Source organism: Nonomuraea sp. NPDC048826 (assembly GCF_043198225.1).
In the GTDB taxonomy this organism is placed as follows: Bacteria; Actinomycetota; Actinomycetes; order Streptosporangiales; family Streptosporangiaceae; genus Nonomuraea.
This window is the reverse complement of the sequence record NZ_JBICUQ010000006.1, coordinates 190,506-214,189: the sequence shown is the minus strand read 5'-3', so window position 1 is coordinate 214,189 and position 23,684 is coordinate 190,506. Positions and strand designations below refer to the sequence as shown.

Below are 23,684 nucleotides of genomic sequence, written 5' to 3'. Positions count from 1 at the left end.
AGCATCAAGTGAGACCAGACAGGCTGCCCGTAGCCGTGTGTGCTGTCCCGGGACATGCTTGACGGGTGAGTCCCAGGACATGGGCGACAGGTGCCGTTATCGGCCAGTCTGGCGTGCGTCGTTGCGGCGTCGTGCGTCAGGAGGCCGGGATTGGCCCTGGTGGATATGTCCGTGGTGGAGCAGCGGTATCGGGCTGTGCTGGCGGTGCTGGTCGGTGGTTCGGTGACTGAGGTCGCCCGCGAGGTTGGGGTGGCGCGGCAGACGTTGTCGGGCTGGGTGTCGCGTTATCGGGAGTCCGGGCTCGGCGGCCTGGTGGACCGGTCGCGGCGCCCGCATTCGTCTCCGTCGCAGATGGCGGCTGAGGTGGAGGTGCTGGTGTGTGAGCTGCGGCGCCGGCATCCGCGGTGGGGTCCGGTTCGGCTGGTGCACGAGATCGGGCGGCGGGGGGTGGATCCGCCGCCGTCGCGGATGGGGGTGTATCGGGCGCTGGTGCGTCACGGCCTGATCGAGTCCGGTGCGGGGCGGCGCAAGAAGGTGTATCGGCGCTGGCAGCGGGAGGCGCCGATGGAGTTATGGCAGCTGGACATCGTCGGCGGGGTGCTTTTGGCCGATGGGCGCGAGGTCAAGGTGGTCACCGGGGTGGATGACCACTCGCGGTTCTGTGTGATCGCCAAGGCGGTGGTGCGGGCCACCGGCCGGGCCGTCTGCCTGGCCTTCACCGAGGCGTTGCGGGCGTTCGGGGCGCCGGGTGAGGTGCTGACGGACAACGGCAAGCAGTTCACCGCGCGGTTCGGTCATGGCGGTGAGGTGTTGTTCGACCGGATCTGCCGGGACAACGCCATCGTGCATCGGCTGACCCGGCCGCGTTCACCGACGACGGCGGGCAAGGTGGAGCGCTTCCACCAGAGCCTGCGCCGTGAGCTGCTGCAGGACGCCGGCCCGTTCGAGGACCTGGCCGCCTTCCAGGCAGAGCTGGATGCGTGGGTGGAGCATGACAACACCGCCCGGCCGCATCAGAGCCTGGACATGGCGGTCCCCGCTGACCGGTTCCGTCCGGTGGGTGCTGCGGAGCGGGAGCTGCTGCCGCTGCGTCTGCCGGCGATCCTGACCGCCGCGCCGGATCCGGCTCCTGCTGCCGACGCTGCTGCTGTAGCGCCCAAGCCAAAGAGCAGCGACGAGGACATGCCGGTGGCCAGGCAGCGTGTACGGCAAGACGCGCGAAGAGTGCCACGCGAAGTTCATCGAACTCAAGCGGCAGTCCGATCAGGGCATCCCCGTGGCCGCCGAGAGTTGGACGCTGGCCGACTACCTGACGTACTGGCTGGAAAACGTCGTCAAGGTCGAGCGCCGCCCCAAGACGGTGCAGGGCTACGAAGGCGTCATCCGTCGCTACCTCATCCCGGCCCTCGGCAAGAAGCGGCTCGACAAGCTCAACGCGGCCGACGTCCGCCAGTTCGTGACGTCGCTTCGGTCCGGCTGTCAGTGCTGCCAACGCGGATGGGACAAGGCCCGGAAGTCGCCCGAGTGCTGTGCTAGGAAGGGCGGCACCTGCTGTGCCTACAAGATCGAGCCTCGGATGATCCAGTTCATTCACGCCGTCCTACGGAATGCTCTGGAGAACGCCGTCCGGGAAGAGACCATCGCACGCAACGTCGCGAAGCTCGTGAAGATCTCGCCGCCCAAGTACAAAGTCAATCGGGGTCTGACTGTGGCGCAAGCGAAAGCGATCATCAAAGCGTCCAAGGGGCACCGCCTCGGCGCGCTCTACGTCCTGGCCGTCTGCCTCGGGTTGCGGCGTGGCGAACTCCTCGGGCTCCGCTGGCAAGACGTCGATTTGGAGGCCGGCACCTTGGAAGTCACCCAGACCCTCCAACGGGTCGGCGGTCGTCTCCAGTTCGTCGGCCCCAAGACGGAGGACTCGGCAAGGACTGTGCCACTTCCGTCGGTCTGCCTCGATGCTCTCAAGGAGCACCGCAAGCGCCAGTTCATTGAGCAGTCCAATCAATACCCGGATTGGGAGGACCACGGGCTCGTCTTTCCCTCGCGCCGAGGCACACCTATGGAGCCGGACAACCTACGGCGTAGCTGGGGGGAGATCCGAAAGACAGTCGGGCTCGGCCCTGTCCGGCTCCACGACCTACGACACACCTGCGTGAGTCTCCTCCTTGACATGAGTGTGCCGCCTCACATCGTGCGCGAGATCGTCGGTCACTCCGACATCGAGGTCACTATGACGATTTATGCCCACGCCTCCCTCGACGAGAAGCGCAGAGCCCTGGGCAAGCTTGGTGATGCCCTGTCCTGAGGACCCCAGCAGAAGCACCCTGCACCCTGCACCCTGCGTGTGGGGTGCTTCTCGGTGTGAGCCTCTGTGAAGGCGGATGCCCTATTGCGGCTGGGCTTTCAACCGTTCACGCTCAGCGAGAAACTCATCGAGCAGTTCGAAGAGAACCTCGATCACCCGAGACTCGTCCTCTGGCGTCAGTTCCCGCTCGTCCCAGCCGGTGGGAAGAGCGATATGACGCACCAGCCAATCCCAGGCAAGGTTGTTGCCCCAGCCCAGCCGAGCCGCCAGCCATTCTCGCCACCCTTGCAGGCCTGGCCCGCCATGGCGCTTCGCATGCTGGTCGTAGCCGTCCAGGAACCCTTCAACACCGGCGAGCGTAGAGCCCCTCACGTACATCCCCAGCCGCTTGGCCACGAGAGCGAAGTACTCACGTTCACTCATCCTCGCCAGATTCACCGTCATCCACTCATTCTGGATACGAATGGCTCTCGTTGTCTGCCCAGCGGCCGCTGTGAATGCTGAGGGCCGTCGCTGTTGTCGTCAGCGCTGTCGTCAGGCCTAATAAAAAACGCCCCGTCCGAGATCGGAACGGGGCATTCTTGCTGGTCAGATGAAGTGGTCAGGGGCGGGGTCGAACCGCCGACCTTCCGCTTTTCAGGCGGACGCTCGTACCAACTGAGCTACCTGACCTAGAGCGGTCCTGACGGGACTTGAACCCGCGACCTCCACCTTGACAGGGTGGCGAGCACTCCAAACTGCTCTACAGGACCTTGCTTCTTGCTGCTTTGCGCTCGCTTAGCTTACCAGCTCCTCGGTGGTCTCAGACCATCCGTTTCGCGGTGCGCCAGGCGCTCGCTGTGCCCCCAACGGGATTCGAACCCGTGCCGCCGCCTTGAAAGGGCGGTGTCCTAGGCCGCTAGACGATGGGGGCTCAGGATTCCCTGTCGCCTTCCGCCGGAGACCTCTGAAGCATAGGGGACGATTGCCCCTCATGCCAAAGCGGCTTTCCGTTGGTCGGCGTGGTCGTGCCGCTGATCGATCCCGATGGCGACGGGGCGCTCGTTGGCTCTGGGGAAATTGTACGTGCCGGGTCGGGTTCCACGTGACGTTGGACGTACACCGATTGCTCGCCGAGGCCGCCGAGGGTGATGTCGTCCCAGGCCTGCAGGCGTTTGGTCTCTTTGTCGAAGTACAGGACGGATGCCTGGACGGGGGTGGGCTCCTCGTGTTCGAGGGCGCGCAGGCCGGCTCCGCCGGTGGAGCCCTGGACCATGACGCGGGTGCCGGTGGGCAGCATGGTGGTGGAGCGGACGTGGGCGTGGCCGGTGAGCACGAGGGGGGTGGAGCCGGAGAAGCCGCGGGCGACGATGTCGTCGTGCACGGCCACCAGGTCGGCCTCCTCGACCTTGGCCGTGTGGTCGCGGCCGTACTGCTCCATGGAGGCGACGTCCGGGTGGACGGCGGTGGTCTTGTCGGGCGTGAAGCGGGGGTCGCCGAGGCCGTAGATGTCCAGGCCGGCGACGTTGCGCATCTTGTCGTCGAGGACGATGGCGTTCTTCTGGGCCGCGACCGCGCGCTGGGTGGTCTTGGAGTCGTGGTTGCCCCGTACGAACACGTACGGGACGCCCAGGGTGCGGATCTCCTCGACGAACTTGTTCTCCGCTTTCGTCCCGTGGTCGGAGATGTCGCCGGTGTCGATGATCAGGTCGACGGAGAACTGGTCCTTGAGCGAGCGGATCACGGTCCAGGCGATCGGGTTGATGTGGATGTCGGAGACGTGCAGGACCCGGATGGACCGGTCGTCGGCGTCGTAGACCGGGAGTGTCGAGACCGCGTCGTACAACTTCGAGACATTCGTCACAAGCTTGGTGAGCTGCGCGCGGTACGACTCGAACCTGGACACGATGGCCTCCGCGCTGCCCACCAGAGAGGGGGCCGCGGCGATCAGGCCGGAGTAGCGGGGCTCGACGAGCGAGCTCGGCTGGAACGTACGGACCGCGAACACTCCTGTGCCGGCCAGGGCGACCGCGGCCGCCAGCAGGCCCGTCAGGGCCACCAGCGGGCGCCTGAAGACCAGCAGGACGGCGAGCAACGCTCCGGCGCCCGCGCAGAGCAGCGAGCGGATCGCGAGCTCGCGCACGCCGTCCATCAGGTCGCGCTCGATCATGGCCGGCAGCCGGTCGGTCAGTTTGGGGTCTTCCAGGAGGAGACGGGCGCGCTCCTGGTCGATGTTCTCCAGGGTGATGCGGAGCGTGAGGGGCGCGTCATGGCTGCGGAACGTGAGCGTGCCCAGCGGGCTGGCGTCCACGATCGTCTCGCCGGTCCACGACGGCCGGACGCTCATGCCGGTTTCGACCGGGCCGATCTGGGCCCGTACGGTGCCGCTCAGGAAGATGCCCAGCCAGGCGCCGGCGGCCGCCACCAGGAGCACCGCCGCTGCCTTGGTCACCCTGGACCGGATGACCTTTTTCAACGCGTCCAAGAAGTTCATACGCTTTCTTGGATACCCGAGGCGAGAGGCAGAATGACAATTGTGATCGAGGTTTCGCCTGAGAGGTTCGACGAGCTCGTGTCCGAGGCGCTGGACACGATCCCGCCCGAGCTGACCAAGGTGATGAGCAACGTCGTCGTCACCGTGGTGGACGATCCGCCCGAACCCCACCTGCTCGGCCTGTACACCGGCATTCCCCTCACCGAGCGCGGCGACTGGTACTCAGGAGTTCTGCCCGACCGGATCGAGATCTACCGCAATCCGATCTGTCAGATCTGCCGCACCGAGGATGAAGTGATCGAGGAAGTTCGGATCACGGTCGTTCACGAAGTCGGTCACCACTTCGGCATCGATGACGCTCGCCTGCACGAGCTGGGCTGGTAACTCTTTGCACAGGCGCCACTGCTTTGGGTTGCACGTTGCCGATTGATCGGGCACCTTAGGTGACATATTCAGCACTGTGAGTCAGGCAATCCGGAGTGCAGTGGGGGCCATGCGGGCGCGACGGCTGCCGGGGCGGCACAGGCGATCCACCGAGCGCCAGGCTACGTACGGCGAGGTCATCGGCGTCAAGGAGTTCAGGGCGCTGTGGTACGCGCAGGGTCTGTCCCTGCTCGGCGATCAGCTGGCCCAGGTGGCGCTGGCCGTGCTCGTCTACGATCGCACCAAGTCGCCGCTGGCCACCGCCGCCGTCTACGCGCTCACCTACCTGCCGTCGATCCTCGGTGGGCCGCTGCTGGCCGGGCTGGCCGACCGGTTCGCGCGCCGGGGCGTGATGCTCGCCTGCGACCTGCTGCGCGCCGGGCTGGTGTGCGTGATGGCGCTGCCGTTCATCCCGTTCTGGGTGCTGTGCGCGCTGGTGTTCCTGGTCGTGCTGCTCAGCGCGCCGTTCTCGGCCGCTCGCGCCGCCCTGCTGCCGGAGGTGCTCGAAGGCGACCGGTACGTGGTCGGCTCCGCGTTGCAGAACATCACCAACCAGGCCGTCCAGATGATCGGGTTCGCCGCCGGGGGAGCCGTGATCGCCGCCATGGGCCCGTACCGCGCGCTCGCCCTGAACGCGGCCACCTTCCTGGCGTCCGCGCTGATCCTGATCACCGGCGTGCGGCGGCGGGCCGCGCCCCGCGACCCCGGCGCCGAGCCGTCGATGTGGGCGATGACCAGAGCCGGAGCCCGGCTCGTCTTCGGTGACCGCGGGCTGCGCACGCTCGTGCTGTTCGCCTGGCTCTGCGGCTTCTACGTGTTGCCCGAGGGCATAGCGGTGCCGTACGCGGTCGTCCTCTACACCGGTGACCTGCCCGTCCCGGTGATCACGGGCTTGCTGATGGCGGCCATGCCGACCGGCACCGTGATCGGCGCGTTCCTGTTCAGCCGGTTCGTCTCGCCGCCGGGGCGGCTGCGGCTGATGGGGTGGCTGGCCATGCTGAGTTGCGCGCCGCTGGTCGTGACCGCGATGAGACCACCGCTGGAGGTGGTGCTGGCGGCGTGGATCCTGTCCGGGGTGGGGGGTGCCTACCAGCTCGCCGCGAACGCGGCATTCGTCCAGCGGGTGCCCGTCGGCCAGCGCGGGCAGGCGTTCGGCCTGGTGCAGTCGGGCCTGATGGCGGTGCAGGGGATCGCCATCCTGATCGGCGGTTACGCCGCCGAACGCCTCGGCCCCGAGCCCGTGGTCGCCCTGTCGGGCATCAGCGGGCTCACCGTCGCCGCCGTGCTGGCCATGATGTGGGCCGACGCGCGCGGCGCCAGAGTGCGCGCGCAGGCCACCGCCTGATCACTGCTGCGGCTTGTGGTCGTCCTCGGCCCAGGGGTTGCTGCCGGCGGACTTCTGCTGCTGCTTGGCCATCAGGTCCTGCACGATCGAGCTCTCCTTGCCCTCTTCGGGGATGAGGAGCCAGCCGATGGCGTAGACGCCGATGCCGAGGCCGCCGAAGAGCGTGACGATCGCCAGGCCGATGCGGATGATGTTGGGGTCGATGCCGACGAACTCGCCGACGCCGGAGCAGACGCCGCCGAGCATCCGGCCCTTGTGGGTCCTGCGCAACTGCTTGCTGCTGTGATATTCGCTCATGACTCAAGACTGCCCCTCGGGCCCGCGTTCGCACATCAGGATTGCCCCTGGTAGAACCCTGGTAGCCCCCTAACAAGGAGAGGAGCACGTCATGGAGGATCTGCTGCGCTTGGACGACCGGCTCAACGGTGACCAGCGGCTGATCCGCGACACCGTGCGCTCCTTCGTCACCGACCGCGTCCTGCCGCACGTCGGCGACTGGTTCGAGGAGGGCACCTACCCGGCGCGCGAGCTCGCCCCCGAGCTCGGCTCGCTCGGTCTGCTCGGCATGCACCTGGAGGGCTACGGCTGCGCCGGGACGGACGCGACCTCGTACGGCGTGGCCTGCCGCGAGCTGGAGGCCGGCGACTCGGGGCTGCGGTCGTTCGTGTCGGTGCAGGGCTCGCTGGCCATGTTCCCGATCTGGCGGTACGGGTCGGAGGAGCAGAAATCAGAGTGGCTGCCCCGGATGTCCGCAGGCGAGGCCATCGGGTGCTTCGGCCTGACCGAACCCGACCACGGCTCCGACCCCTCCAGCATGCGCACGTACGCCAAGCGCGACGGCTCCGACTGGGTGCTCAACGGGTCCAAGATGTGGATCACGAACGGATCCGTCGCCGACGTCGCGGTGGTGTGGGCGCAGACCGATGACGGCGTCCGCGGCTTCGTCGTCCCCACCGACACCCCCGGCTTCTCCGCCCCTGAGATCCACAAGAAGCTGTCCCTTAGGGCATCGGTGACCTCTTCGCTCTATTTCGACGACGTACGCCTGCCCGAGTCCGCCGTCCTGCCCGGGGTGCGCGGGCTCAAGGGCCCGCTGTCGTGCCTGTCCGAGGCGCGCTTCGGGATCCTGTGGGGCGTCGTCGGCGCCGCCCGCGCCTGCGTCGAGGCGGCCGTCGAGTACGCCCAGACCCGCGTCCAGTTCGGCAAGCCGATCGGCGCCTTCCAGCTGACCCAGGAGAAGCTGGCGTGGATGTACGTCGGGCTGGCCCAGGCCGGGCTGACGGCGCTGCACCTCGGTGCCCTGAAGGACGCCGGCACCCTCGAACCCCGCCAGATCAGCTTCGGCAAGATGGCCAACGTCCGCGCCGCCCTGGACATCGCCCGCCAGGCCCGCTCCATCCTCGGCGGCAACGGGATCACGCTGGAGTACCCTGTGATCAGGCACATGAACAACCTGGAGAGCGTGCTCACGTACGAGGGAACGCAGGAGATCCACACCCTGGTGCTGGGCGAGGCGCTGACGGGGCTGGCGGCATACCGGTAAGGGCGTCGCGTGGGTGGCGGTAATCTCGGTACGCTTGGCTGGTGCTGGGGGCGTTAGCTCAATTGGCAGAGCTGCGGACTTTTAATCCGTAGGTTCCGGGTTCGAGCCCCGGGCGCCCTACCACCTCCACCTGCGGTTTCTTTCCTTATGGAAAGGTTTCTTGCTGATCGTGAGACACGTGTGGGTCACACCTGGGTCACTTCGTCAGGCTGCCGCCTTCCGGAGGTTGCGGGCGGTTCTGCGCGTCTTGCCCAGGACCAGCCGCGCGATCGCCTGGGCCGAGCGGTGGTACACCTCGGGCAAGACCGAGGTGTAGATGTCGGAGGTCACCACGATGCTGCCGTGTCCGAGCGTGCCCTGCACGACCCGCAGGTCAGAGCCGCAGGCCAAGGCGAGGCTGGCGGTGCCGTGGCGCAGGTCGTGCAGCCGGATCGGGGGCAGGCCGCTGGCGTGGACGAGGTTGCGGAACCGGACGGTGAGATAGTCCGGCCGCAGTGGAGATCCGTCCACCTGCGTGAAGATCGGGCCGGTTTCCCGCCAGGCGTCGCCCAGCCGTCGCCGTTCGGTCTGCTCGTGGCGGCGCAGCAGGCGGACGGTTTCCGGGTCCAGGGCGATGATCCGCCGGCTGGCGGCGCTTTTCGGCGGGCAGGCGATCATTCCGTCGTCGGTATGCACCAGTTGGCGGCTGATGGCCAGTTCTCGCCGGTCCAGGTCCAGGTCGATCCAGCGTAGTCCGGCTGCCTCTCCGCGGCGTAGCCCGCGCAGCGCGATCAACTGCCACAGCAGGTACAGCCGATCGTGTCGGGTGAAGGCGAGGAACTCGGCCAGGTGGTCGGCAGTCCACACCGCCACCGTCGGGTGTTCGCCCTCTCGCCGCCAGGCCGCCACTCGTCGGTCGGTCCACACCTGCGGATACGGTCGAGAGGATGTGGGCAGCCGGATCATGCGTGCTGGGTTGGCGGCGATCAGGCCCTCACGCACGGCGGCGTTCAGTGCCGCGCGCAGCGTGGCGCGGATGCGGTGCAGGGTGGAGGGTGCGATCGGCTTGCCGTAGCGGGTGCGCCGCTCGGCGAGAGCGGCGAACATGCGGCTGATGTCCCGGGTGGTCAGCTGGGCCAGCTCGATCCGGCCCAGGTACGGGATCAGATGCAGCCGTACGTGATCGGCGTAGCCTTCGCGGGTACTGGGCCGCAGCCCCTGCTGCGTCTGCAGCCAGCAGCGCAGCCATCTCGCCACCGTGTATCCCGTACCCGGCCCACTGTCCTGATCGGCGACGATCGCCTCACCACCCGCGTGGTGGGCCTGCTCAGCGGTGGCGAACCCACCACGCCGGAACCGCTCGCGACGTCCGGCCGGGCCGCGCACCTGCACCGCGAAGTACCAACTGCCGTGCTCGTCCTCGTCCAAGCGCACGCAGCGCCGGCCGAGTTGCCTGTCGGTGGTCGCATCGACACATCCGCACCGCTTGTACACCAGGATGCGATTTTGAAGGTGCCTCATGTGTCCTGCCCCTCCTTGATCGGGGTTGCCGTCAAGGGCCAGGCAACACCTGACACCATCGGCGGACAACAGGGCGAGAGCAAAGACGGGACCACCGGTCTCCGGGGAGTTCGCGCCGGTCGCATTTCAGGGAGTGCTGGCAGCGACGCGGTACCAGCCTGGTGCGGCGATCTGCATGCTTCCGCCCGGTGTCCAGGACCTCACCTGGGAGCGGGCCAGCCTTCCCGGGTGGCCGCCTCCACCACCGAAGCCTCTGTATACATCCTTGCCGGTGTTCTCGACCCAGAAGAGTGACTTCTGCTCGGCGGTGAGCCACCGTTCGAGCCACTCTGCGTCGACGAGGAGTTCGTTCTGGCCAACGTTGCCCGTGTGCCGAAGGGTCACGACGAGCCGGCCCGTGTGGTCGGTCCAGCCGTTGCATCCGTTCCAGTGGAGCTCGCCGGGAGCGAGTCCGAAGAACTCGGGGGCGGGCATGTAGAGGGAGATGGTGTTCTGGTCCCCGGGGGCGTACTCGTACTCGCCGAGGAGACGCCAGACGGCGGGCTGGGTGGGGACGATGAGTGGCTCGGTCCGTTCATGACGCATCACGTGGATGCCCAGTCCGTGGTGGTGGCCGTAGGGGAATTCACCGACGTACCCGTAGTGCATCTCGGGGTTGCTGGCGATGCGCTTGCCGAGGAGATCGCGTCCTTCGAGTTCACTGATGGCGGAAGCAAGGTCTTGGGTCGCGACCAGATGGGTATAGATGTGGGTCCAAATGCCCCGGGCGCGCTTTGTGATGTCGGAACCGTTGTTCCAGTCGTAGGTGCCAGACAGGACGATATGGGGGCGGCCTTCGAAGACGGCTTCGTGGACTGCAATGTCTGGAAGGTCAGTGCCGTCGGCTATCCACTCAGCGTCGGTCTTCGCGACGGTGCGCGCCCAGTCGTAGGCGGGTACCCATGGACGGGGGGTTTGGTCGGTGGGTGCGAACTCGACGATGGTCGGGTCGACCTGCCGAGAGATGTCGGTATGCGGGCCAGGGACGGCGGGCGCCGGCGGGTCCCAACTGTCGGGGGTCTTGGGGGCGTGGTCGGAGACAATGCCGATGAGGCGGTTGAGGGCTATCCACTGGTACTTCTTGCCGATGCGCTCGATCCATGCTGGCTTGGACCGGAAAATGCCGAACTTGCCGACGACGTACCCGTCGAAGGACGCGTGGAGTTCGGGCTGGTACCCAAGGCGGATGACTTCGGTGACGACCCACCGCCCGGCGGAGGGGAGGTCGATGCCGGGGCGGTCTCGTAGTTCGGGGCTGAGCTGGTAGATGAAGAAGTCGTCGCCGGTAGCCGAGTGGACCAGCTTCGGGTAGCTGCTGGTGTCGTACGCGGCGATGTCTGTGTCGGTAGGCCAGGTGAGGGGCCAGTCGCTGGTGTAGGGCGGCCGGAACTGGTCAACGGTGACGCCAGCGGGGAGAGTTCCGCGATTGTTGGCGGCTTCGAGGATGCTGCGGGCGGCATCACGCACGGCGGCGTTCGGGGTGACGGCCGACGGCACGGAGAAGATGTTCTTCCACACCACCTCCGCCGCGGCAGCCCAGTCGTCTTGAGTGCCGTTGGCAAGGAGGGCCGCGTACGCGGCCTCGCAGGCTCGTTCGACGACCCACTCGTCGTCGACCACGGTGAACCGGTCCAGCAGCCCGGCCGCCTGGCCCGAGTGGCGGGTCAGGAGGCGGACGGCGGCGATGGTTGCCGGTTCGCGGACGCGCCGGTCGCTGGCGCTGGTAGCCCATAGGAGCGCGGTCACCCACAGGCGGGCGGTTTGTTCACCGACCTGGTGCAGCGGCTTGTCCCTGGCCCATCGGGTGAGCCGGTCGACTGCTCCGCTGGTGTCGTGGGTGATGTGGAACCAGCCGGGCAGAAACGAATCGCGGGCACCCATGTTCAGGCTGGCGAGGAACTCATGAAGCCAGTCGGCGTTCAGAGGGTGATCGGGCCGGGCGGCGAGACGGAACAGCATCGTCAACGCGTCGGAGCACACATCGGCCCGGCGAAGCGCGTCAACGACGACGTCACGGGTGGCGTCGGTGATTGAGCTGTTGCTGCGCCATCCGATTCCGGCCACGACGGCTGCAGCGATGGCATCGTCGTCACCGATTTCAGTGCGGAACTCGGTGAGTTCGAACCCGAACCGTTCCGCGACCACGACAGACGTGGCCTCGAGAAGGCCGAGGTCGATCGTGCTGTCGAGGCCGATGCCCCTTCCGAGACGACCGCCGAGCTCAGCCGTGATGCCGGCGGCGTCGGTGACGTTAGAAAGGGCGTCGGAGATGATGAGGTGGTGTCCGATTCGTTCGAACGTGATGGTGATGATGTCTGCGCCGTAGGGGCTGCCGTCGGGGATGACGTCCTCTTCGACGAGCCCTTGGGCGATGAGCGCGTCGAGGAGTGACTTCTCGGCGCTCCGGTCGGACCAGATCGGTGCCAGCAGGGCTTGAGCCTGGGCACGAGTCAGCAACGGGTCGCCGCCATCGGCGATGGCGGCGGCGAGGGCGTGCATGGCCTGGTGAACGAGGCGGTCGGACGGTGAGGCGTCGATCCGGTCGCTGACGACATTGTTCGCATTGTCGAGGACCATCCGGGTCAACTCATCGAGGCCCATGGTGGCCTGATCGAGAGACAGCCGGGCGTTGTTCTTGAGCGCTTCGCAGACCAGACGCAGGTACAGCGGGTTGTCGAACTCGCCGTGGATGGGCGGCGACGTCGGCGGTTCGAGGCCGTAGAACGCCGCGTACTCGCTGACCGCTTCGAACTCAACCCCTTCGAACCCGGTGTGCTCGAACCGCAGCAGGGTGAGCCCGGGTGGGAGGACTTGGCCGACGTAGTGCGTGCGGGCGGTGAGGAGGAGCCGGACGTTCGGGTACCGGCCGACGGCGGTGATGAGCCGTTCGAGGTTGTCGCGCCACGTGGACCGTGGGCGGGTGTCGTTGAGCGCATCGATGACGAGGAGGGTGTGGACGCCTGCGACGCGGGCGCTCTGGTCGAGGAGTGCGATGGCTTCCTCGCTGGTGAGGTCGGAGGGCATCTTGAGCACGTCGCGCAGGTGGGTCAGCGGATCGTGGTCGGTGAACCAGCGACCGTGCATCATGACGCTGGGGCGGGCCTGGCCGAGCCGTCGGACGACCGCATCGATGGCGAGGTAGGTCTTCCCGATGCCGGCGGCACCAGTCATGAGTGCGATCTGGCCGGCCGCGAGCCGACCGACCGGGCTGATGAGGAGTCCGGTGGCGTCAGTGAGCTTTTCGCCGAGTTCGCGCAGGGCGTCGACGGCCCGCGCGGGGAACGACACCTGGTACCCGGCCTGGAACTGCCGCCAGCTCTGGGTGTCCCAGTTCTCGTCGGGGTACTTGGCGTTCATCGCTGCTACTTCGACAGCTTCTTGATCGCTGACGATTTTCGAGGCCTCGGCGAGCGCTTGAGCGAGATCGTCGAGTGCCGTGATCGTGTGCGAGGTGTGCCAGGCGGCCAGCGCGTCCGTGACCTTGGTGGTGGCGTCGAGGGCTGTGCTCAGGTCTGCGGCGAGTACTTCGTCCTTGGCGCTGCGCATGCGGCTAGCGGAGTCGTTGACCTTATCTATCTGGCCGCTGACGACCGCCCACCACTCGTCGTCGGAGCAGAGCGCTGCGATGGACCTGGCGGCGGGCACCTCAACGTTCAACTCGGGCATGTACCGGGGTCGGGCGGCGTCAACCGCTTCCTGCAGCCGATCTTCCCACCACTGGGCGGCGAGGACGTCGGCGTCGAACCAGTACCGGCGCTGGATGCCGGTGGTGTCAAGGCGTTCGAGACGGGTGACAATGTTCGTCGCCCACTCGAACTCAAACTCCACCGTCATGCCACGCGCGGTGGCCGCGGATTTCCAGTTCTCGAGCCAGCCTCCCGGGTCGGTGATCTTCTCCAGGAGCGACTTACCGCGGCCTCCGGTGGGACCGGTCGGGTCAGCAGGGATAGCAATCGCGTACTTGGTCAGGTTCGGATGCTGGTCCAGTGCGGCCTCGACGGACCTGTCGAGCTGAGCCTTGTCGACGTCGGTGTGGCTGGTCCAGTACTTGGCCTGCCACCCGTGCTCGGTGCCGCCGGGCAGCGTCCAGTAGCACTCGACGCCGCCGTCGCCGCCGGCTCCATGCAGTGAGACGAACTGGGCGTCGGCCGTGGGCGGCTCCTGTGCCACCTGTTGGCAGATGAACTGCTCGTACCCGTCGCGTTGCCCCCCAGGGCCGAGTGACCGAATCCGCGTGAAGTCGATATCTGGGATGTTCACGAGGGTGCCCTTCGGGGATGCTGCGGTTGGGTTCCGGGAGGAACGCTACCGGTCCGCCTCGGAACTCGCGGCCGGATGCTGCCGCGACCCGGACCCCTCTACGCCAGCTGCGGTATGACGTCGAGCGCACTCTCATAACAGCGACCGGGAACTTGGACGCAAGATCTGCGCACAAACCCCTCAGGGCGTTGTATTTCGGATCGAACTGATCACGCTCGTGATCGGCGCGGCCTTGGATAGGGTTCGCAAGGTCCTACCGGGCGGAAATCCGCCTTGCCCCGGCGCGGGTGGACCGGGTGTGATGATCGGTGTGAACATCTTCTCTGCGGTCGAGCGTACAGACCCGTCCCCGGCCGGGCATGGGGACAGCCACGCCGAGTTCATCGACCGTGTGGCAGGCCCCTTCTGGGACCAGGTCCGGGATCTGATCGAGGATTGGTTCTCTCGGCTCTGCTCGGACGCCCAAGCGGACGTCCGAGGACGGTTGCGCTCCAGGGACGATCGGCAGTCCAGGGGGGCCTTCTTCGAGTTGTACCTGCACGAGTGCCTTCTCCGGATGGGCTACACCGTGACTTGCCACCCGGAAGTCGACGGGACCAGCCGCCGCCCGGACTTCCGCGCAGAGAAGGACGGCAGAGTGGTCTACGTCGAAGCTCGATCAGCGTCGTCCAGCAACGTTGCGGTGGGCGCGGCCGCAAGGGTTAACACGGTGTACGAGTCACTCGACAAGATCGACAGCCCGAACTTCATCCTGTGGATCGACGTGGAGAGGCAGGGGGGCGGCCCGCTCCGGACTCGCCCGCTGCGCTCCTCACTGGAGAAGTGGTTGAAAGAGCTGAACCCCGACGCCTACAGCGACCGTGGGAACGGCCGTCGTGACTTCCCGGGCATGCCCTACGAGGCGGACGGGTGGCGGATTCAGTTCCATGCGCTCCCGAAGTCTCCCGAGACGCGCGGAAAGGAGGGCGTGAGACCGCTTGGGATCTTCGGTGGCGGGCAGGCCTTCTGGGCGCAGGATGAGGAGGAGATCAAGGACGCGCTGAGCGACAAGGGCTCCGCATACGGGCCGCTTGGTGCTCCGTACGTCGTCGCGGTGGCGTCGAGCAGCATCACCACCGATGACCATGATGTGAAGAACGCCCTGTACGGCACCGAGGCCCTGCTGATCGGCACCGGCCCTGGCGGCGAGACCCGCGCGGACGCCCTCGTCCGCAATTCCGACGGTTACTGGTGCAAGGGTGACCATTGGGGCCACCGCCACGTGTCGGCTGTGCTCGTCGTCAAGCAGCTGCACCCCGCCTTCGTGGGCACCCAGCAGCACACCATCTGGGAGCACCCCGACCCTAAGTGGCCCATACCCCCGCTGCCGATGTGGCGGCGATCGACGGTCGACGCCCACGGCGCATTCCATTTCGTCGATCCTGCGCGCACGTCGGCGGAGTGGTTCGGCCTTACGAACCCGTGGCCGATCGGGAAGCCCTTCCCGAGGAAGGGCCGATCCTAGAAGGTCAGGCTCGCGTCCCAGCCCGTGCTGACATGCATGCTGCGGGGGCTCGATAGAGGATTCGGTGCCTGACCTGCTGGTTCTCGAGTGGTATCGCTAATCAGCTGGCGATCCGGTTTTCGTTGATGAGGCCGCCGCCCGGTGAGGCTGAACTCGCGGTCGCGCCCCGAATTGCCACACTTTCAGCGCATGTGTCGGAATCAGCCAAGCTGTTGCCGGGGCACGACGTTCGGTCTGATAGGTGGATTCGGCGGGACATACGATCTCGGTGGAAGAGCGGTGCGAGGATGACCTCCGCAAGCCAGGTCACGGAGTGAAGGAGAGCGGAACTGGTGTCCGAGGGAGAAGGCCAGCTGGCCGGTTCGCTCTGGTCTATTGCCTCCCTGCTGAGGGCAGAGTTCCGAGCATCTGAGTATGGAGGCGTCCTGCTACCGCTCGTGGTCCTGCGACGCCTTGACTGCCAGATGGAGGCCGATGTCTTCGATCGGGCGTTGCAGGATTCGCATACCGCTGCAGAAACGCTCCTGGACTGGGTGCGGCAGCTCCCCGAGGAGATCGGGCGCGTCTTCGATGGCTTCGATCTTGGTGGGATTCTGAGGCGGTTGGGCACCGTCAGACTGTTGTATCCCATCCTCGGCCAATTCCGAGATCTGGACCTGCACCCCGCTCGGGTGGCCGACGACCTGATGGGCGAGACTTTCGCCGAGCTTATCGACCGGTTCCGCGCTGCCCAGCACGATAGTGCCGGAGAGTGGTTCACGCCAGCAGACATCAACTCACTCATCGCAGAGCTCGTGCTGCTGGGCTCGGACGCGGGCGAACCGCCTGGACCGATTCGTATCTACGACCCCGTTTGTGGGATGGGTGGAACGCTGGCGGCGGTGCGCGCCCGGCTCACCGGCCAATCCGTACGCCTGTACGGCCAGGAGATCAACACGAAAGCCCGTGCAATGTGCTCGGCTTCACTGCTGATGGCTGGCCTTGATCCCGCTGCGATAGCATCGGGCAACTGCCTGAGCGACGATCGGTATTCAGCGGAGACGTTCGACTTTCTGACGGCACACCCGCCGGCCGGAGTCGAGTGGAAGCGCATCTCCGACGCGCTCCAGAAAGAAGCCACGGAGCGGGGCTTCGCGGGGCGTTTCGGGGCTGGGCTGCCGCGCGTGTCGGATTCGTCGCTGCTGTTTGTTCAGCATCTAGTCGCCCACATGAAGCCCCGTGAGGCGGGCGGATCGCGAGCTGTGATCGTCGTCAATGGATCAACGCTGGTTAACGGCGCCGCAGGGTCGGGCGAGTCACAGGTCCGCCGGTGGATCGTGGAGAGCGGACTGCTGGAAGGTATCATCGCGCTGCCCGGCGGATTGTTCACCCACACCGCCCTGCCGTTCTTCTTGCTAGTGCTGTCAACCCAATCGCCGAGCGACCGCGGAGAGGTGGTCTTCCTCGACGCGCGTGGCCGTGGTACAACGCTGCGTAAGCCGGTTGGGGACAAGCGCCAGTACTTCACCGACGGCGAAGTCACTGAAATCGCCGATTGTTACCGTCGCGCTTGCCTGGGCGACGACGATGCTCGTGATCCCATCGAGGGACTGACGGTCAGACGGCTAAAGGCGTCGGAATTTGGCTACCAACGGGTTCAGATCGACCGGCCGTTGCGGCTCCGGTTCCGGGTCACGTCTCAGGCGGTGGCACAGCTCCGGGAGAGCAGTGTGCTGCAGCGGTACCCTGCGGGTGAGGACCTTCTGTCCGCTTTTGGCGGGTTCGTAGGCCGGGCATGGACGACCAAAGCCGCATTCCAGGACTATGTGGCAGCCGGGCTCCTCGCTGCCGGCTGCGAACAGCCGCCGGAGCGGGTGTGGTCGGCTGTAGTGAAAGCCGCGTCGGAAGGCGACCCTGGTGGCGAGGTTCAGCGGGACATCTCCGGCAGCGTTATCGCCGACCCTGATCTACGGTCCTACGACCGTGTCCCGCTGGGCGAGGACGTCGCTGCCTTCCTTCGCCGTGAAGTCCTCTACGGTTCGCCGTTGGCATGGATCGATGCCGCGACAGTGAAGATCGGCTATGAGCTTCCGCGCCACCTGCTTATGCAAACTCGGTGGCACGGCGAGCTTGGTCCGCTGTCCCGCGTGGCGCGATTGGTTACAAAGAGAACGTTGCCCCTGGACAGCAGACATGGCCGGCCGTTGCTGACGGCCAGTGGGCTGTCAGCCGAGAAAGCCGCTGATCTTCCGGACGCGGCGGAAGCCGACCGACCCCTGAGCCTGTGCGCGGACGGCGACATCGTGGGATACCCCGGCCGATGGCGGCTCCTCCCATCAGGTTTCGGTGAGGCGTTGACTACGCTCAATGTCCTTCGGCCCTATGTCGGAGGCCGCACGCTGTGCGAATGGCTTAACGCAATGGGCCGTGACAGGACCGGCCCCCCGTCGCTGTCGATGGACACCCCAGTACCTGTCGAAGCCATCAAAAGCCCCGGCTTCGCCAGCCTGATCGAAGAGTCAGATTCCAGCCGCGCGGAACTGATACGGCTGATTAGCTCCCTCTTCCCTGAGTTCCCCAACATTTTCAAGAGACCTACCGAGGACCTCGCTGGGCTCCAACGGGTCATGCAGTCGAAAGCCGCCGAAGCCCATCTGCTCGGTGAGCTCGTGCAGCCCTTGAGTGACCCAGTGTGGCGGGCGGAGCTCAGCTACCCGTTTCATGTTGCTGGACTCTCCCGGCAATACCGAACTGCGCACCAGGTCGACGTCCGCAAAGAAGCGCTTCTCAAGCTCGGTGAAAGCCTCGCTCGCTCTCTGGGCGTTATAGCGCTGGCAATCATGATCCAACGCGGTGAGGAATTCAGCCCGATCCTGGCGAATCCGTTCACTCGAGGTGCTGGAGCAACCTTCGGGACATGGACGACGCTCCTATCGAACTTCCTCCGCAGTGGTGACGTTCCCGAGCTCCCTGTATTCGAGAGTATGCGCGGTCCTCATGGAGCACTGTCCATACTGCAGAAGATCAAGAATCAACGGAATGCCTCCGGGCATGCGTTCGGTGTCCGCCCTGCGCATGAACGGGATGCCGAGGTTAGATCCCTCGAGCCAGTCGTCGTCGCCGCCTTGGAATCTCTGCCGTGGCTGGCTCGCTTTCACTGGGACCTGATTGAACACTGCGGCTATATCGGGCCAGGGTACATACTCCAAGGGCGCCGCCTGCGCGGAAGCCACCCCGAATGGGAACCTCTCGACGAGGAATACCACCAGCAACTCGCCCCCCATCGCATCTACCTGCGTGGTCCGCTACTGGCCACCTCTATCGACCTGACACCAGTCGCTTCTGTCAGCATCTGCGATGTGTGCAACCAGAGGGAGCTCTTCTTGATCAATAAGGCAAAGGTGTCCGGCGGCCGGGTGGCGCAACTGACGCTGCGCAGCGATAAGGACCACGAAGTATTGCACGACCTATCGTAAACGGAGCGACGAACGCCACGGCCGCCTGGCATGTTGAGGCGAACGGGCGCTGATCACTTTGCCGCTACTCCCCCCGACGCACCCGAAGGAAGACGCTGTGCTCGATCTGGAAGGACAGGTCCACCGCATCTGGAACACCGATGTCCGCCCATTGATGGAGGAGGCGTTGCGGTGTTACCACGCCGGCGCCCTTCGCGCTGCCATCGGACAGACCTGGATCGCCGTCGTAGCTGACCTGACCGAGAAGATCGTCCGCCTGGCCGACGAAGGAGACGGCGACGCCAACGACTTCCGCACCCAATTGGAGAGCGCACAAGCGGCAGGCCTTGCGACCGACGGCGTCACGAACATGCAGGCCATCGAGCGCAGCATTCTAGATATCGCGGCAAAGATGGAGCTGATCGACACCATCGCCGCTCGCGAGCTCGAGCGGCTACGCCAGGACCGACACCTGTGCGTGCACCCCTCTCTACGTCGACTGGGCGAGGCGTATCAGCCGCTGCCGGAAAGCGCCCGCGCGCACATGGCAACCGCTCTGGACTCCCTCCTCATCCACCCTCCCACCCAAGGCCGCAAGGTTATCGACGACTTCATGGCCCACGTGACCGAGCCGCAGTTTTCGACCAGCCCGGCCTATCTTCTGGGGGCCTTCTTCGCTCGCGTCCGACCCACCGCCCGACGCAAGATCGTTGATCTAGCAGCCAAGCACGCCCTAGCCGAGCTTCCCGGACCGCCCGAGATCTCCCCCATCCTGTTGGCCGATCGCACGGCGGAATGCCTGCACGCCTTCAGTACCGGCGACTCAGCCATAGTGGCGGCCTCGCTGAAGAAGTCCCTGGACCGGCTAAGCAAGGTCGATGGGCAGCAGCAACTACGGGCCGCCGCGCGCTTGGCCGAGCTGGACGCCTTCTGGGACCTGCTGGACGCGCCGCTCACCGCCCGGCTCGATGAGCTGATCGCTGGCTTGGCTCCTTCCTCTCCATGGGAGCTGTTGACACCAGACAATGCCGAGGCGCTGTCGGTGGTGCGTGTGACTCAGGCGCGTGCTGTACTGCCTCGGCTGGAGATCACCTTTGGCGCCTTGTCCGCAGTGAACCGAGCTCAGGTGATGGCCCGTCACGTGGCTCCCTATTTCGTTTCCTACGTGCCAGAGCTGTTGGCGCAAGCTCCGGGATGGCGGGGGGCGGAAGAAATCACCCGCACGGCTGTCGTCCCCTACGGTCCGCTAATGACCGTCGAGGATCTGCAAGCGGCACTGACCGCGTGGTCGGCTGATGTTGACTGTCGCACTGCGGGCGGGATGCGTAACCTGGCGGTGGAGCTCTATCGTGTGACCGCGCACCTACGCTCGGTCGATCAGGAGGTGTGGGAAGCCTTCCTTACAGACGTGCGCGCGCTGGAACCAGAGCAAAGCATGTACCACTACACGGAACTAGAAGCCGCGATGAGTCCTTGATCAGCGGGTCAGTGCGTCGATGTGCCGACAACAGTCAGTATTCCACCGCCAGCGTTGATGGCCGGCTTCAGCACCGATCCCCATGCGATCGGATGTGATTATCAGCAAGCGCAAGGTGCACACTCGAAGCACTTATAAGGCCGTGAGCTGGCCGGTTGACATTTCCGTCAGGCGCAGTATCAGCGGTAGCTGCTTTCGGGGTTCTCCACAGTGAACCACCGCTCGGCATGCTCTGACGAGTCGTAACCGTGGTGGCGGCCCTTGTACTGCCTGAGGGCTGCCTGCCATTGACTGAGGACGAGAACCACGTCGCTATTTTGCGGAAGAGTTTCCTCATCAAGCATATCGACAAAGGTATAGCTGGGGTCATTTTCGATGACCTTGCTTAGCTCGCTGAGGAGACGGTTGAGCATCTTGATCTTGAGGGTGTTGACGATACCGTCCTGCTTTTTCTTGGACAGTTCGGTCATCTCGCGGTGAGCGGCCTCTAGCATTGGGACGAGCCGGTCATAGGTTGCTGCCTGCTCGTCCGTCGGTGACGGCGAGGTACTATCTTTCTGTTTGACGCGGCGGGGCATGTGTTCTCCTACTTCGGGAGACGGCGGGTGAACTCGACGTGCTTCTTGCGCAATACCTCGATGGCGCGCCGCCCGGAGTCGAGTAGGGCGACCATGAGGTCGAGATCCGAGTCGTCCAGGCACAGGACCGCGCGGCGCTTGGACGAGTGCAAGTCGACGATGTTGCGCAGGACGCTGGCCTTGGGTGGATTGCGCGCAACGATCACACCGAAGCGGCCCATATCCTCCTCGTCGAGGTAGCGGTAGAGCTGATTGACGTGCTCCGTGTCGAGCGCGGCAACGTTCTTGAGCTCGAAGACGAGCTGGCGCGCGCCGTACTGGTCCCGAAGGTCGGTCAAGAACGGCGTCTTGCCGTCGTTGTGGAAGATGACGTCTCGGATGTGGGCACCGCTGATCGTTCGTTCCTGCTGGCCGGCAAGATCAAGCTCGGGATAGAGCACGGAGGACAGGACGTCGAACACGAGCTCCTCGAATTTCTTGTCCGCTCCTTCGTCGCGGCCGGTCGGCAACGCTTTAATCTCGGAGACCTTCTTCTTGACAGTCGCAAGTCTGAGCGGCGTGAAGAGAGGGTCTGGGGTGCAAATGTCGGCTGCGGCCTCGCGCTCTGCGACGTAGTTGCGGATAGTGTCGAAGTGCGCGCGATTGTAGGTGAGTACGTCCTGTTTGGCGACGACTCTGCTCGCGCGGCCTGGCGGCAGTACAAGTGGCGCGTAGGCGGTGTGGTAGTAGTCGCCGTAGTTGATCCAAGGTAGCCTGCGCAGGAGATTCAGGGGCGCAAGTAGGACAGGTGAGCCGTCTGCAGGGTTGCGTGGAAGGTGAGCATCGAACGGCCGCCAGTCGAGCGCTGCGGCGTCCCAACCCAAGAGACGGCGGCGGGTCGTCGGGATGCCCCAATCATCGCAGCGGCGCTCAGTGAACTCGCTGAGCCAGCGTTTGATGACTGAGGCAGTCAAATCGCTAATGCGATCCTCAGCGATGCCGGGCACGAGCAGCGAGAGGACCTCCAGGTGGTCCAGGCCAGCGGCTTGGAGCTGCGGGACCTGTCGGAACGTGCGGATAATGCCGTCGATGGTGCCGGAACCGAGTGCTGAGCCTCGCTTAGAACCGGCGGCATAGCCCAATCCGAGTTCGGCCGGCTCGCTGACCTCTGAGAGAAGCATGCTTGCTCGGACGGCCTGTCCGTCGACGGCGTGCTTGCGGACTTCGTCTACGAAGCCGAGCAGGTGGGTGTGAAGCCGTCGGTACTCCGGGTCGTCAGACTTCCAGAGCAGGAATGGGTCGAGGTAGAGCGGGAGGTCTTCGCGTAGATGGGGGACGACGAAGTCCACCTCGTCTTGCCGGATCACTAGGCCGAAGACGTCGCTAAGGCGCGGGTTGAAGATACCAACGGCGGGATCAACCTTGTCGCCGACCGCTGCCATGTCTCTCAACCTTTCACCACTTCGCTGCGAGGCTACGCTAACGGAGAGCCCCGACATTTTCCGGTGAGCCAACCCCCGGTCTTCCGCCGCTGCACGCGGCGGCGCAGCGGGACCTCCAACGCTGATCTACAACTGGAGTATCAATCAGCAGGCAGTCCTGCTGGATGACAACGTCGTGCACGGCGTCCCGACCCGTATGGACACCACTCGTTTCGACGCTGCCCGTCAAGGGCCCCTGCTCAGTGGCCAGTGGGGTGATCGCCATGCTTTAGACCGCGCCCGCCCTGACCCGCTTCGCACCAGCTCGCGAGGATTGGGAACCTTCCCTCCCGCTCATGAGCCAGCGAGCCAGATGCAACCACACCGCTCGTACACCACCGGCTCGCCCACCTTTCTGCCCTCCAAGGCGTCAGCGCAAATCGAACGTAAAATAGCACGGTCTAGGAATGCTACCCGCCCCACGGTTGCTCGCCGGATGCTCTTCGGTATCTGATACGGCATGCCACGGGATGACATTCTTGGACATTTTTAGTGACGGCATTTGCGGGACAGCGTGATACATTGAGACGCATTTCGGCATGGGCTGGCATAATATCTGCCGACTTTTAATCCGTAGGTTCCGGGTTCGAGCCCCGGGCGCCCTACCAGGTCGTACAGCCACTTTCCACAGCCAAGAGGGCCGGAGTCCCGCGGGGAGTCCGGCTCTTCGGCGTGCTGGAGATCATCCGAAGGTCTCACCCCGCCAACGTCGCCGACCACGGATGCCCGGGGTGGAAGAGCTCCAACCACCCACGGAGGGCATCCCGCCGCGTCGGCCCCAGGAGCGGCAGCACCCCGTCGAAATCCGCCTGATCCTGGGGCCGTGGCGCCTTGGCTTTGAACAGCAGTGCCAGCTCCGGTATCAGGTAGGGGATCCCGTCCGCCGTTCGTTCCATGATCGCGTCGTACGGCAGGCGAAGACGCTCGTCCCGCCGATAGATCCACGTCCCGTCCTCGTGCGGCTCCCGGAAGACGTCGAACAGGAACTGGCCGCTCGCCGGATCCCGCACCCAGGTCTGGTGTGTGACCGCCAGCGCCTCGGCGTCCGCGTCCGGCCAGACCCAACCCGAACCCACCGCGTCGAAGGCCAACTCGGGGAAGCGGTGACGAATGTCCGAGAAGGCTGATGCGGGGATCGCGATCTCCAGGTCGTGGTGTGGCCGGGACTGTCCTCCACGGAAGAGATCTAGCGCCCACCCTGCCGCGACGCACCAGGGCGTGTTGGTCCCGTGCAACCGCTCCGCGACTTGTACCGGACGCCAGGCGTCCGCCCAGCGGGCTTCCAGCGCGTCCGCATCGAGCACAACGCCACCGGGCGGGATGGGATCGGTCATCGGTGAAGC

The 23,684-nt window shown here is 65.6% G+C and carries 15 protein-coding genes, 4 tRNA genes and 2 pseudogenes; 10 read left to right on the top strand and 11 right to left on the bottom strand.

Annotated features, from left to right (window positions below; genetic code table 11):
- Positions 1-165 precede the first annotated feature (165 nt).
- The 3 genes and pseudogenes from ACGFI7_RS22760 to ACGFI7_RS22750 all read left to right on the top strand — a co-directional run.
- A pseudogene (locus ACGFI7_RS22760) lies at positions 166-1,161 on the top strand (IS481 family transposase); the annotation flags it as partial.
- Positions 1,162-1,201: 40 nt separating this feature from the next.
- Positions 1,202-1,408: pseudogene (locus ACGFI7_RS22755) on the top strand (site-specific integrase); the annotation flags it as partial.
- 168 nt (positions 1,409-1,576) lie between these two features.
- A complete protein-coding gene (locus tag ACGFI7_RS22750; protein WP_393408589.1) occupies positions 1,577-2,305 on the top strand; it encodes a tyrosine-type recombinase/integrase in 729 nt (242 codons plus the stop codon).
- An 81-nt stretch (positions 2,306-2,386) separates the two neighbouring features.
- On the opposite strand, the gene ACGFI7_RS22745 is transcribed toward ACGFI7_RS22750, so the two are convergent.
- The 5 genes from ACGFI7_RS22745 to ACGFI7_RS22725 form a co-directional block, all read right to left on the bottom strand.
- Positions 2,387-2,749 carry a hypothetical protein gene (locus ACGFI7_RS22745; RefSeq protein ID WP_393407601.1) on the bottom strand — a complete coding sequence of 121 codons (363 nt, stop codon included), beginning with the start codon at positions 2,747-2,749 and terminating at the stop codon, positions 2,387-2,389.
- Between the two features lie 154 nt (positions 2,750-2,903).
- A tRNA-Phe gene (locus ACGFI7_RS22740) sits at positions 2,904-2,977 on the bottom strand.
- 5 nt (positions 2,978-2,982) lie between these two features.
- Positions 2,983-3,057: transfer RNA gene (locus ACGFI7_RS22735), tRNA-Asp, on the bottom strand.
- An 88-nt stretch (positions 3,058-3,145) separates the two neighbouring features.
- Positions 3,146-3,218, bottom strand: a tRNA-Glu gene (locus tag ACGFI7_RS22730).
- The gene (locus tag ACGFI7_RS22725) at positions 3,219-4,778 is read right to left on the bottom strand and encodes a metallophosphoesterase (protein WP_393407598.1); all 1,560 of its coding nucleotides are present in this window, start codon (positions 4,776-4,778) and stop codon (positions 3,219-3,221) included.
- Positions 4,779-4,811: 33 nt separating this feature from the next.
- Here ACGFI7_RS22725 and ACGFI7_RS22720 point away from each other — a divergent pair, with 33 nt between their 5' ends.
- The gene (locus tag ACGFI7_RS22720; protein ID WP_393407596.1) at positions 4,812-5,162 is read left to right on the top strand and encodes a metallopeptidase family protein; all 351 of its coding nucleotides are present in this window, start codon (positions 4,812-4,814) and stop codon (positions 5,160-5,162) included.
- Positions 5,163-5,271: 109 nt separating this feature from the next.
- On the top strand, positions 5,272-6,546 hold the full coding sequence (locus tag ACGFI7_RS22715) for an MFS transporter (protein WP_393407593.1): 1,275 nt from the start codon (positions 5,272-5,274) through the stop codon (positions 6,544-6,546).
- Here the strand turns inward: ACGFI7_RS22715 and ACGFI7_RS22710 are convergent, their stop codons facing one another.
- On the bottom strand, positions 6,547-6,843 hold the full coding sequence (locus ACGFI7_RS22710) for a PspC domain-containing protein (RefSeq protein ID WP_393407591.1): 297 nt from the start codon (positions 6,841-6,843) through the stop codon (positions 6,547-6,549).
- 91 nt (positions 6,844-6,934) lie between these two features.
- Between ACGFI7_RS22710 and ACGFI7_RS22705 the strand changes: the two genes are divergently transcribed.
- On the top strand, positions 6,935-8,089 hold the full coding sequence (locus tag ACGFI7_RS22705) for an acyl-CoA dehydrogenase family protein (RefSeq protein WP_393407588.1): 1,155 nt from the start codon (positions 6,935-6,937) through the stop codon (positions 8,087-8,089).
- 47 nt (positions 8,090-8,136) lie between these two features.
- Positions 8,137-8,212: transfer RNA gene (locus ACGFI7_RS22700), tRNA-Lys, on the top strand.
- Positions 8,213-8,293: 81 nt separating this feature from the next.
- On the opposite strand, the gene xerC is transcribed toward ACGFI7_RS22700, so the two are convergent.
- Positions 8,294-9,589, bottom strand: a complete 1,296-nt coding sequence (xerC, locus tag ACGFI7_RS22695) for a tyrosine recombinase XerC (RefSeq protein ID WP_393407585.1) — start codon at positions 9,587-9,589, stop codon at positions 8,294-8,296.
- 126 nt (positions 9,590-9,715) lie between these two features.
- Positions 9,716-13,888, bottom strand: a complete 4,173-nt coding sequence (locus tag ACGFI7_RS22690) for a hypothetical protein (RefSeq protein WP_393407583.1) — start codon at positions 13,886-13,888, stop codon at positions 9,716-9,718.
- Positions 13,889-14,189: 301 nt separating this feature from the next.
- Between ACGFI7_RS22690 and ACGFI7_RS22685 the strand changes: the two genes are divergently transcribed.
- From ACGFI7_RS22685 to ACGFI7_RS22675, 3 genes are all read left to right on the top strand, one after another.
- Positions 14,190-15,392, top strand: coding sequence for a hypothetical protein (locus ACGFI7_RS22685; protein WP_393407581.1), 1,203 nt, complete (start codon positions 14,190-14,192; stop codon positions 15,390-15,392).
- Positions 15,393-15,724: 332 nt separating this feature from the next.
- On the top strand, positions 15,725-18,847 hold the full coding sequence (locus ACGFI7_RS22680; protein ID WP_393407578.1) for a class I SAM-dependent DNA methyltransferase: 3,123 nt from the start codon (positions 15,725-15,727) through the stop codon (positions 18,845-18,847).
- 97 nt (positions 18,848-18,944) lie between these two features.
- On the top strand, positions 18,945-20,303 hold the full coding sequence (locus tag ACGFI7_RS22675) for a hypothetical protein (protein ID WP_393407575.1): 1,359 nt from the start codon (positions 18,945-18,947) through the stop codon (positions 20,301-20,303).
- Between the two features lie 179 nt (positions 20,304-20,482).
- On the opposite strand, the gene ACGFI7_RS22670 is transcribed toward ACGFI7_RS22675, so the two are convergent.
- The 3 genes from ACGFI7_RS22670 to ACGFI7_RS22660 all read right to left on the bottom strand — a co-directional run bounded on the left by ACGFI7_RS22670 (position 20,483) and on the right by ACGFI7_RS22660 (position 23,675).
- Positions 20,483-20,881 carry a hypothetical protein gene (locus ACGFI7_RS22670; protein WP_184879913.1) on the bottom strand — a complete coding sequence of 133 codons (399 nt, stop codon included), beginning with the start codon at positions 20,879-20,881 and terminating at the stop codon, positions 20,483-20,485.
- A gap of 8 nt (positions 20,882-20,889) precedes the next feature.
- Positions 20,890-22,302, bottom strand: coding sequence for a hypothetical protein (locus ACGFI7_RS22665; protein ID WP_393407571.1), 1,413 nt, complete (start codon positions 22,300-22,302; stop codon positions 20,890-20,892).
- 734 nt (positions 22,303-23,036) lie between these two features.
- Positions 23,037-23,675 carry a nucleotidyltransferase domain-containing protein gene (locus tag ACGFI7_RS22660; RefSeq protein ID WP_393407569.1) on the bottom strand — a complete coding sequence of 213 codons (639 nt, stop codon included), beginning with the start codon at positions 23,673-23,675 and terminating at the stop codon, positions 23,037-23,039.
- Positions 23,676-23,684 lie beyond the last annotated feature (9 nt).

What these genes read in the sequence shown, in the direction of transcription:
- ACGFI7_RS22710 (WP_393407591.1), bottom strand. Translation starts at nt 6,843, where the DNA reads ATGAGCGAATATCACAGCAGCAAGCAGTTGCGCAGGACCCACAAGGGC.
- ACGFI7_RS22705 (WP_393407588.1), top strand. Translation starts at nt 6,935, where the DNA reads ATGGAGGATCTGCTGCGCTTGGACGACCGGCTCAACGGTGACCAGCGG.
- ACGFI7_RS22725 (WP_393407598.1), bottom strand. Translation starts at nt 4,778, where the DNA reads ATGAACTTCTTGGACGCGTTGAAAAAGGTCATCCGGTCCAGGGTGACC.
- xerC (WP_393407585.1), bottom strand. Translation starts at nt 9,589, where the DNA reads ATGAGGCACCTTCAAAATCGCATCCTGGTGTACAAGCGGTGCGGATGT.
- ACGFI7_RS22745 (WP_393407601.1), bottom strand. Translation starts at nt 2,749, where the DNA reads ATGACGGTGAATCTGGCGAGGATGAGTGAACGTGAGTACTTCGCTCTC.
- ACGFI7_RS22715 (WP_393407593.1), top strand. Translation starts at nt 5,272, where the DNA reads ATGCGGGCGCGACGGCTGCCGGGGCGGCACAGGCGATCCACCGAGCGC.
- ACGFI7_RS22750 (WP_393408589.1), top strand. Translation starts at nt 1,577, where the DNA reads ATGATCCAGTTCATTCACGCCGTCCTACGGAATGCTCTGGAGAACGCC.
- ACGFI7_RS22670 (WP_184879913.1), bottom strand. Translation starts at nt 20,881, where the DNA reads ATGCCCCGCCGCGTCAAACAGAAAGATAGTACCTCGCCGTCACCGACG.
- ACGFI7_RS22665 (WP_393407571.1), bottom strand. Translation starts at nt 22,302, where the DNA reads ATGGCAGCGGTCGGCGACAAGGTTGATCCCGCCGTTGGTATCTTCAAC.
- ACGFI7_RS22660 (WP_393407569.1), bottom strand. Translation starts at nt 23,675, where the DNA reads ATGACCGATCCCATCCCGCCCGGTGGCGTTGTGCTCGATGCGGACGCG.
- ACGFI7_RS22685 (WP_393407581.1), top strand. Translation starts at nt 14,190, where the DNA reads ATGATCGGTGTGAACATCTTCTCTGCGGTCGAGCGTACAGACCCGTCC.
- ACGFI7_RS22720 (WP_393407596.1), top strand. Translation starts at nt 4,812, where the DNA reads ATGACAATTGTGATCGAGGTTTCGCCTGAGAGGTTCGACGAGCTCGTG.